Source organism: Sporosarcina koreensis (genome assembly GCF_001531445.1).
Taxonomy (GTDB): Bacteria; Bacillota; Bacilli; order Bacillales_A; family Planococcaceae; genus Sporosarcina; species Sporosarcina koreensis_C.
This window is the reverse complement of record NZ_LQYA01000336.1, coordinates 1-243: the sequence shown is the minus strand read 5'-3', so window position 1 is coordinate 243 and position 243 is coordinate 1. Positions and strand designations below refer to the sequence as shown.

Below are 243 nucleotides of genomic sequence, written 5' to 3'. Positions count from 1 at the left end.
TTTACAACATCTTATAACATTTCTTTTCTGATCATCAGTATTCTGTCATTCCTGATATTTGTAAAACATATTAGGAAAGTAACAGATCCTTTTGTTGAACCTGCACTGGGGAAAAATATTTCTTTTATAATTGGTGTCCTTTGTGGAGGACTTATATTTGGTACAGTAGCAGGGTTTATCTCTATGGTTCCTTACATGATGAAAGATGTACATCAACTAAGTACTGCTGCAATTGGCAGTGTG

At 34.2% G+C, this 243-nt stretch carries 1 pseudogene; it reads left to right on the top strand.

The window, feature by feature from the left end:
- Positions 1 to 243: pseudogene (locus tag AWV70_RS22325) on the top strand (tetracycline efflux MFS transporter Tet(L)); the annotation flags it as partial.